This window comes from uncultured Cyclobacterium sp. (genome assembly GCF_963976465.1).
GTDB lineage: Bacteria > Bacteroidota > Bacteroidia > Cytophagales > Cyclobacteriaceae > Cyclobacterium.
In genome coordinates this window covers 1-2,713 of record NZ_CAXBOC010000632.1, presented here as the reverse complement: position 1 = coordinate 2,713, position 2,713 = coordinate 1, and the positions used below count along the sequence as shown (strand labels likewise).

The window sequence follows — 2,713 nt, the reverse complement described above, 5'->3', positions numbered from 1 at the left end:
TATATTCCGGTCTGAAATCGTGTCCCCATTCGGAGATACAATGGGCTTCATCAATGGCCACAAAGCTGATGTCTGCACTTTTCAGGAATTTCACATTTTCCTCCTTAGTCAAGGACTCAGGAGCTACATACAGTAGTTTGGTTAGCCCTGCACTAACTTCACCTTTAACCCGATTTGACTCGGTTTTGCTAAGGGTGGAATTTAGAAAATGAGCATTGATGCCAAAACTATTCAATTGATCCACCTGATTTTTCATTAAGGCTATCAATGGAGAAATGACAATGGCTGTACCCTTATTTGAAACAGCAGGCAATTGATAACAAAGTGACTTTCCTGCACCGGTTGGCATTATTACAAAGGTATTATTGCCCTTGAGAATATTTTCCACTATCAACTGTTGGTTCCCTCTAAACTGATTGAAACCAAATATTTTTTTAAATTATCTTTAACTGCGCTATCCACTACATTAATAGTCTAATGAGTTACTCCCTGTCAATTATTAATGTTTAAGGCAAAACTTTATTACCTTTATACAAATCTAACAATTAACAGCTGTAAAATTGAATTTACTAAAAAATATTAGAACCACGGCAATAAATGTGTTTCAAAACGAAGCCAATGCACTATTAAATTTGATCCCTGAGATTGGTGAAGATTTTGAAACTTGTGTTGAGGATGTATTAAAGAGCAAAGGTAGGGTAGTTATTACAGGAATAGGGAAAAGCGCTATCGTTGCAAATAAAATTGTGGCAACGCTCAATTCTACAGGTACTCCTTCTTTATTTATGCATGCGGCAGATGCAATTCATGGGGATTTGGGTATGATTAAAAAAGAAGATTTTGTAATTTGTATTTCCAAAAGTGGAAATACCCCTGAAATCAAACTATTGGTGCCCATGCTCAAAACACTGGGGAGCAGGTTGATCGGCCTTGTGGGGAATAAAGACAGCTATTTGGCCAAACATGCTGATTATTTATTGTTTACAGGGATTGAGGAAGAAGCTTGTCCCAACAATTTGGCGCCAACAACAAGTACAACGGTTCAAATGGCGATGGGGGATGCATTGGCCATTTGCTTGCTTACTGCTCGTGGTTTTACCGCGGAATCATTTGCCCGGTTTCATCCGGGAGGCACCTTAGGAAAACAGTTGTACCTTAAGGTAAAAGACGTGATTGATGTCAGTCTGCTTCCTATGGTACAAGAAAGCGCATCTCTTAAAGAGGTTATCTTGGAAATAAGCAGCAAGAGATTAGGAGCTACAGCAGTGGTGGACGAGGCCCAAAAGCTACAGGGGATAATTACTGATGGAGATTTGAGGAGGATGCTTCAAAATAATTTTGATTTGTCTGAAATCAAAGCAGGAGATATAATGACCAAAGAGCCAAAAACCATTTTAACAGATGACTATGCAGTAAAAGCAATAGAGGTAATGAGAACTTTTAACATAACACAATTAGTGGTGCAAGACAATTCTTCTTTGGTTGGGTTTGTTCATATTCATGATTTGATGAAGGAAGGTATCGTATAAAAATGAAGGAAAAGGACAGGTACATTGTAATTTTAGCCGGTGGTTTAGGTATTAATTTTTGGCCTTCGAGTAGGCGCCAAAGGCCCAAGCAATTTTTAGATCTATTGGGAACAGGACGCACTTTGTTGCAAATGACCTATGACCGATATGTTAACCATTTTGAAAATTATCAATTTATTATTGTCACCAATAAAGAATATTTAGCATTGGTGAAAGATCAATTGCCGGATATTCCAGAGGGGCAGATTTTGGTGGAGCCCATGCAGCGAAATACTGCAGCTTCTATTGCCTTGGCGAGTTATAAGATTCAAAAGCTTAACCCCAATGCTAAAGTTTTGGTCAGCCCTTCCGATCAATTGATCTTCAATGAAAACCTGTTTTTTGAGTCTATAAATAAGGCCATGGAAGGTGCTTCTTCCTCAGGAAAGCTCATTACCATCGGAATAAAGCCAAACAGGCCCGATACAGATTTTGGATATATCCAGTTTTTTCCGGAAGCAGGACAACCCATTAAAAAAGTAAAAACATTTTCTGAAAAACCTGATTTAGAATTGGCCATAGCTTTTATAGAAAGTGGTGATTTTGTATGGAACACCGGAACTTTCGTATGGAAAAACGAAAGCATTATCCAGGCATTTGTTAAATATCTTCCGGATATGGCTGAAGTATTTGAAGAAGGAGAAGTTTATTTTTGCACCGACAAAGAGGCTGAATTTCTAATAAAAGCGTATAGTTTTATAAAAAATATTTCCATTGACCATGGGGTTTTTGAAAAGTCAAATGAAGTGTTTGTCGTATTGGGTGAGTTTGGCTGGACAGACCTTGGTTCCTGGCAGAATCTATACGATATTAGTGAAAAAGACCAGGAAAATAATTCCGTTAAAGGGCAAGCAATGCTGTACGAAACGAGCAATTGCTTCATTACTGTTCCACCCAGAAAATTAGTCGTGGTTCAAGGCCTTAAAGACTATCTTATCAGTGACAGTGAGGATGTATTGTTGATTTGCAAGCTGGATGCTAACAGTAAATACAAGGAATATATTTCCGATGCCAGGAAGATCGATGAAAGTTACACTTGATGGATAAGATTAATTTCTTTTCTCAAAGGCATTTACTGCATTTCTTACAGAACCATGTTCTTTAAGCATGGCTAAGGCTTCTGCTTCTTCAAGTCCGGTGGCTTC

The 2,713-nt window shown here is 38.2% G+C and carries 2 protein-coding genes and 1 pseudogene; 2 read left to right on the top strand and 1 reads right to left on the bottom strand.

Features of this window, described 5'->3' with window-relative positions:
* Positions 1-462: pseudogene (locus AAC037_RS23210) on the bottom strand (DEAD/DEAH box helicase); the annotation flags it as partial.
* Positions 463-560: 98 nt separating this feature from the next.
* On the opposite strand from AAC037_RS23210, the gene AAC037_RS23205 reads away from it, so the two are divergent.
* Together AAC037_RS23205 and AAC037_RS23200 are read left to right on the top strand one after the other, a co-directional pair.
* Positions 561-1,529 carry a KpsF/GutQ family sugar-phosphate isomerase gene (locus tag AAC037_RS23205; protein ID WP_339905981.1) on the top strand — a complete coding sequence of 323 codons (969 nt, stop codon included), beginning with the start codon at positions 561-563 and terminating at the stop codon, positions 1,527-1,529.
* A 2-nt stretch (positions 1,530-1,531) separates the two neighbouring features.
* On the top strand, positions 1,532-2,608 hold the full coding sequence (locus AAC037_RS23200) for a sugar phosphate nucleotidyltransferase (RefSeq protein WP_339905980.1): 1,077 nt from the start codon (positions 1,532-1,534) through the stop codon (positions 2,606-2,608).
* Positions 2,609-2,713 lie beyond the last annotated feature (105 nt).